At 68.2% G+C, this 6,251-nt stretch carries 4 protein-coding genes; 2 read left to right on the top strand and 2 right to left on the bottom strand.

Annotation, left to right across the window (positions count from 1 at the left end; all coding sequences use genetic code 11):
• Nucleotides 1–3: 3 nt before the first annotated feature.
• The gene (locus tag AAG816_RS11365) at nt 4–1,485 is read right to left on the bottom strand and encodes an FAD-binding oxidoreductase (RefSeq protein WP_341989732.1); all 1,482 of its coding nucleotides are present in this window, start codon (nt 1,483–1,485) and stop codon (nt 4–6) included.
• Nucleotides 1,486–1,613: 128 nt separating this feature from the next.
• Complete coding sequence (locus AAG816_RS11370; protein ID WP_341989739.1) at nt 1,614–2,651, bottom strand: LacI family DNA-binding transcriptional regulator; 1,038 nt, start codon at nt 2,649–2,651, stop codon at nt 1,614–1,616.
• A gap of 1,190 nt (nt 2,652–3,841) precedes the next feature.
• Here AAG816_RS11370 and repA point away from each other — a divergent pair.
• On the top strand, nt 3,842–5,059 hold the full coding sequence (gene repA, locus AAG816_RS11375; RefSeq protein WP_341989733.1) for a plasmid partitioning protein RepA: 1,218 nt from the start codon (nt 3,842–3,844) through the stop codon (nt 5,057–5,059).
• Nucleotides 5,056–6,084 carry a plasmid partitioning protein RepB gene (gene repB / locus AAG816_RS11380; RefSeq protein WP_341989734.1) on the top strand — a complete coding sequence of 343 codons (1,029 nt, stop codon included), beginning with the start codon at nt 5,056–5,058 and terminating at the stop codon, nt 6,082–6,084. Before repA ends, repB begins: the two co-directional genes overlap by 4 nt.
• Nucleotides 6,085–6,251 lie beyond the last annotated feature (167 nt).

The raw sequence follows: 6,251 nt of genomic DNA on the forward strand, positions 1-6,251 counted from the left end.
CACCTACCCATTGCGCACGTCCACCGCACCGGCCGCCGGCCGCAGGCCGAGCTTGCCCGGGTTCATCAGATTGCCGGGATCGATGGCATCCTTGATGGTCTGCAACAAAGCGAGCCCCGCGCCGAGCTCCCGCGCCAGCCATGGATTGCGGAACACGCCGACCCCGTGGTGATGGGCGATGGAGCCGCCATGGTCGAGGGTCAGCGTCTGGATGGTTTCCCACAGCCGGGCGTGCAGCGGCAGCGCCTGCTCCTCCTCCATGGGCGGCAGGCGGATGGTCATGTATTGGCACGCCCCTTCCGGGTAGATGTGCGACCAGTGCGCGCCGAAATGGATGTCCGGGAAAATGGCGCGGGCCGCTGCCGCCATGGCCGCATACATGCCGGGGATGGCCGACCAGTTTCCGGTCACCTCGATGGTGTCGTTATAGTAGCCCGCCGCCTGCCATTTCTGCGAATAGGCGACGTAACGGTTCTGCTTCCAGTGCTGGTAAGGCCCGTCCGCGGTCACTTCGGCCCCAAGCTCGGCGGCGATGGCCAGCGCCATCTCCTGCTCGGTGGTCACCAGCGGCTCGGAGCCGGAGAACACCATCATCGCCAGGATCGGCTTGCGGGTGAATGCCGCGATATCGGCGGTGCGTTCGGCGCTCTCGGTGGCGTCATAGATCCGGGCCACGGTTGGGCGCAGTTCCGCCTGCATGATGCGGCGCGCGGCCTCCCACGCGGCGTCGAGCGAGGGGAAGGCGAGCACGACCCCGCGCTCGACCTCGGGCAACTGCCACAGGCGCAGGGTGAGTTCGGTGATGATGCCATAGGCGCCTTCGCTGCCGACGATCAGATCGCGGATTGACGGCCCCACGGCCCGCCGCGCCACCGGGCGCACCTCGATCGGGGTGCCGTCCGGCAGAACCGCCTTGAGGCCGAGAACCATGTCTTCGATCTTGCCGTAGCGGCTCGATGCCTGCCCCCCGCCCCGGCAGGCGGCCCAGCCGCCCACGGTGGAAATCTCGATGGACTGCGGCAAATGCCCGGTGGTGAAGCCGGCCGCATTGAGCGCCGCCTCGAACACGGCGCCGTTCATGCCGGCCTGCACCGTCACCATGGCATCCTGCGGGTTGATAGACAGGATCTGGTCCAGCCGTCGCAGGTCGACCATCACCTCATGGTCGAGGGGGATAGCGCCGCCGAGCACGCCCGAGCCATTGCCGAACGGGATGAGCTGGATGCCCTTTGCCCGCGCGAGCCGCACGATGCCCTCCACCTCGTCCGCCGTGCCGGGACGCACCACCAGGCGCGGTACCACGCCCGCCAGCTTGCCATGGCGCTCCCGGAAGTTGGCGAAGGGCAGGCGGTCGTGGGAATAGGCGCGCCGCGCCTCGAATTCGCTGAGGATGTGCTCAGCACCGACGATGGCGGCAAAGTCCGCCGCCAGGGCGGTGTCTATCGTGTCTGCGTCTCGGGCAACGGCGATCGCTAGGCCGGTCATTGGCACCTCTCAAGATGAGAGGCGCGTGGCGATGATGTCATTTTGGCGTCCTCCCATGTTCTTTTGAACAATCGTTTGTTCAAAGCTGACAGAGAAGCCTATGGCCGTCAAGCGGGGAACGCGGCCGGTTAACGTCCGTGGGGCGCGGGGCCGGTGGAGTTGCGGGAGATCAGTGCGCCCGGGGGGAGCGGCGCCACCGCCGCGGGGCTTTCGCCATTCAGGCTGCGGATCAGCAATGTGGCCGCCACGCTGCCCATTTCCTCGGTGGGCATCATCACCGTGGTGAGCGCGGGATAGAGCATCCCGGCCACCGGCGCATCGTGCAGGCCGATCACCGAAATATCCTCGGGAATGCGCAGCCCGGCCTCGTGCAGCACCGTCATCGCGCCGGCGGCGGAGACCAGCGTGGCGGCGAGCACGGCGGTCGGGCGCTGCGGCAACAACGCCCGCATGGCCCACATGCCGCCCTCGGCGGTGTAGCCAGCGACGGCGACGAGGCTCGCATCATAGGCGATGCCGGCCGCCTTCAGCCCGTCGCGATAGCCCTCCCAGCGCTCCTTGGCATTGAACCCGCCCTCGCGCCCGGCGAGATGGGCGATGCGGCGATGGCCGAGCGCGGCAAGGTGGGCGACGGCGAGACGCGCCGCGGCCCGGCTGTCGAGAACCACCGACAGCGCCGCGCCGGGCAGCACGCGGTTCATCAGCACATAGGGCACCCGCGCGGCGGTCAGGTCGGTGCGCAGCACCTCATCGTCGTCGAGGCTGGCCACCAGCAGCCCGTCCACCCGGTTGGTCTGCGACAGCTTGGCGATGGTGGTGCCGGTGGCACCGGGCTCCCGATGGGAAATCAGCAGCGAATAGCCGAGCCGCGCCGCGGCCAGCTCCGCGCCGCGGATGGCGGAGGCAAACACCGGATTATCGAGCTGGGGAACGACGATGCCGATGGTGGAGGTGCGCGCCGTGCGCAGACCCCGCGCCAGGGGATTGGCGAGGTACTGCAGCTCTTCCGCGACCTTCAGGATGCGGTCGCGGGTCTCCTCCCGCACCCGCTGGGTCGCCTCGCCCCGCAGGACGCGCGAGGCGGTCGACATGTCGACGCCCGCCGTGCGTGCAACATCGGCCAGGGTCACGCGGGCCGATGGGGGGGCAGCCTTGGCTTTCATCATTTCGAACCGGGACACGTCACGGGGCAGGCCATGGAGCGGCCCCGGCGCACGGGCGCAGGAGAGGCAACACCCCACCGCGTCTGCCGCTCGCCCGTCTGACGAGGCCAACTCCAACCATCAGATAGCAATAACCACGGGAGCGATCCGGCGGCAACGGGGCGTCCTTGAGCGGGAGGGTGGGCACCCGCCAGCCGGTTCGCCCACCAGGCGGAGGCGGCGGAATAGGCGCGCCTTGTGCGCTGGAGGGATGCGACACAAACCCGTGTCACAGACAGGGAGTTTCCCGCAATTCCCCGCATGCACCACCGTGTCATGCGACAGGAATCCCCTCCGCACGTTGCCCGCGTCGTGAGCGCCCGCACGTCCGCGCCTCCCTCCCCTCCCTGCCGGCAAAAGGCCGCGTCATGACCAGCTCTCTCCCACCCGCTCCGGCTGCGGCGACGACCGGCATCGGTGCGCTCGCCCCGGGGAGCATGCCCAGGAGACCCTCGGCTAGTGCAGGCTCATCATCCTGACGCCCGGGCCGCCTCGCCCGGCGCGGCCCGTGCGCGGGCGGGTGGGTTGGGGGCGAAACGCGCGCCACCCCCCTGCCCGCACGCAGCACGTGCCCCGGCAGAGTCCCCTCCCCCGTCCGCTCCCCACCTAAGGACCGACCCGAAAATGTCCTCTCGCCGCGCAGCGCGCCTCGACACCTTCCGGTCGGCGCCCGCGGCCCGGTGTTCGTGGGCGCAGCCAGCGACGTGGCCGACCAGATGCTGGCCGGGGCCGACGTGGCGGACGCGGACGGCGTCAATCTGGTACGCATGGCAATGCCGGAATCGCTGGAGCCAGCGTCGATCTGCTGGTGCCGGAATGGCGGACCCGGGGCGCGTTCAAGACCGCCGACCAGGAGGGCATGCGGCGCGAGAAGGGTTCGGCGCGGCGGCGAGCTTGAAGGCGACCCATTCCGGCGTGTCGTCCGCCAGCGCCCGACGGCCTGACGGGATACCGGCGCCACGCGCGGCGCGCCTTTCTGGGCCAGCGCAGCCGCTGGCCACGCCGCCGGGACACCGATGCGACCCGCGCGCGGCCGGCGGTTAAAGTCTTGTTAACCTTAAAGCTCTGGACGCAGCGTCAGAATCGTGTCCTATCTTTGACGGGCGGAGGGCGGCAAAACGCATTCTGTCCGACAAAGAGGAATTGAAGCGACAATGGCTGCCCAGGCCGTGCCCCCCCAGCAGGATGAGGATCCGGCGGACAAGATCGTTCGCCATGCGGGCCTGCTCTCGGAACATTTGCAGGCCCGACGCCAGCAGATGTATCCGCCGGATGCGCAGAAGAGCCTCAGGCACTTCATGATTCATGAGGTGTCCAAACTCACGTCGATTCCGGAATCGACGCTCAAGCTGATGTCCAACGAGGGCAAGGGCCCGGTGCCGGCGCGGCTGGAGAACAACCACCGCGCCTATACGCTGGCACAGATCAACGAATTGCGCGAGCTGTTCGCCAGCCAGCGACCGGCGGACGCGCTGCGGTTCCTGCCGCACCGCCGGCCCGGCGACCATCTGCAGATTCTGGCGGTGGCCAACTTCAAGGGCGGCAGCGCCAAGACCACCACCAGCGCGCACCTGGCGCACTATCTGGCGCTGCACGGTTATCGGGTGCTGGCCATCGACCTCTATCCGCAGGCCTCGCTATCGGCCATGTTCGGTGCCCAGCCGGAAATGGACGTGCAGCAGAACGAGACCATCTATGCCGCCCTGCGCTATGACGCGCACCGTCGCCCGATCGCCGAGATCATCCGGCCGACCTATTTCACCGGCATCGACCTGATCCCCGGCAATATCGAGGTGATGGAGTATGAGCACGAGACGCCCCGCTTCCTCTCGAAGCGCGCGGCGGATTCGGACAGCATCTTCTTCGAGCGGCTGCGCCTCGCCTTGGCGGAGGTGGAAGACGATTATGACGTGGTCATTCTCGATACCCCGCCCTCGCTGGGCTTCCTGACCCTGGGGGCGATTTACGCCTCCACCGGGCTTCTGGTCACGGTGCATCCGGCCATGCTCGATGTCATGTCCATGAGCCAGTTCCTGCTGATGATGGGCGACCTGATCTCGGTCATTCGCGACGCGGGCGCCACCATGCGGCAGGACTTCCTGCGCTATGTGGTGACGCGGCACGACCCCATGGATCAATCCCAGGTGCACGTGGTGTCCATGCTGCGTCACCTGTTCGACGAGGATGTGCTGACCTCCACCGCGGTGGAGAGCGCGGCCATCGAGACCGCCGGGCTCGCCAAGCGCACGCTCTATGAGCTGGAAGCCGGCAACATTTCGGCGGCGACGGTGAAGCGGGCGCGGGAATCCATCGATGCGGTCAACGACCAGGTGCTCGACCTGATCAAGCGCAGCTGGGGACGGACGGCATGACCAAGCGCCCGGGCGGGAAATCGATCCTGCAGAATTTCAGCGCCTTCTCGGAGCCGAAGGCGGCGGTGTCAGCGGAGACGCTCGGAGGCGAGAGCCCGCCGGCGGTGCCGCAGCCCCTGCCCCGCGTGGGCGCCGGGGTGATCGGCGCCACCCAGAGATCGCTGGGTGAATTGCGCGAGGAGCGCGATCGCCTGCGGGCGCTGGTGGAGGCGGGCGGCGGCGCCGAGCTGGACCCGGCGCTGATCGACCCCTCGCCGTTTCCTGATCGCCTGCCCGACGATGACGACGCCGACTTCGGCACCCTGAAGGCCCTGATCGCCGATGAGGGCCAGAAGGTGCCGATCCAGGTCCGCCGCCATCCGGCAAGCGAGGGCCGGTACCAGGTGGTCTATGGCCATCGGCGGTGGCGGGCGGCCTCCGAACTGGGGATCAAGGTCAAGGCCATCATCCTCGATCTGTCCGACACCGAGCTGGTGGTGGCCCAGGGCATCGAGAATGCGGCGCGGCAGGATCTGTCGTGGATCGAGCGGGCGCTGTTTGCGTGGCGCATGGATCAGGCCGAGATCCGGGCGCGGGATATTCGCGCCGCGCTGTCGGTGGACGATCCGGAACTGGCGCGGCTGCGGGCGGTCTGCAAGGCCTTGCCTCTGGACGTGATTGAGGCCATCGGCCGTGCGCCCAAGGTGGGCCGCCCGCGCTGGGTGGCGCTGGCGAGCGCGGTGGAGCAGGACACAGGCGCGCTGAGCCGGATCCTCAAAACCTTGTCAGCTGACAAGGTGGCGGGGCTTTCCTCCGATGAGCGCTTCAAGTTGGCGCTGGCGGCGGTGAAGGCTCCGGTGGAGCCGACGCGCACCGAGCTGAAGCTGACCAGTTCCACGGGGCAGGTGGTCGGCAAGGCGACGTTCGCCGGCGGCGACATTCGCCTGTCGATGGCGGCGGCGCATGCGGCGGCGTTCCAGAGCTTTCTGGAAGGCGAGCTGCCCGGCCTGGTGGAGAAGTTCTTGGCCCGCGAGGGCGAGGGGTGATTTCAGCGGCCTGTCCAAACCTTGTCAGCTGACAAGGTGGGGCGGCCCTGGATGTGGCGACGGCTTCGGCCGCGCCGTCGATCGGTGCAACAACGAACGAGGATGCATGAGGTAAAAAAGAAAGGCCCCCGAAACAGCGTCTCGGAAGCCCTTCTCGTTGGTCTAGC

Origin of the sequence: Azorhizobium sp. AG788 (assembly GCF_943371865.1) — a bacterium.
In the GTDB taxonomy this organism is placed as follows: Bacteria; Pseudomonadota; Alphaproteobacteria; order Rhizobiales; family Xanthobacteraceae; genus Azorhizobium.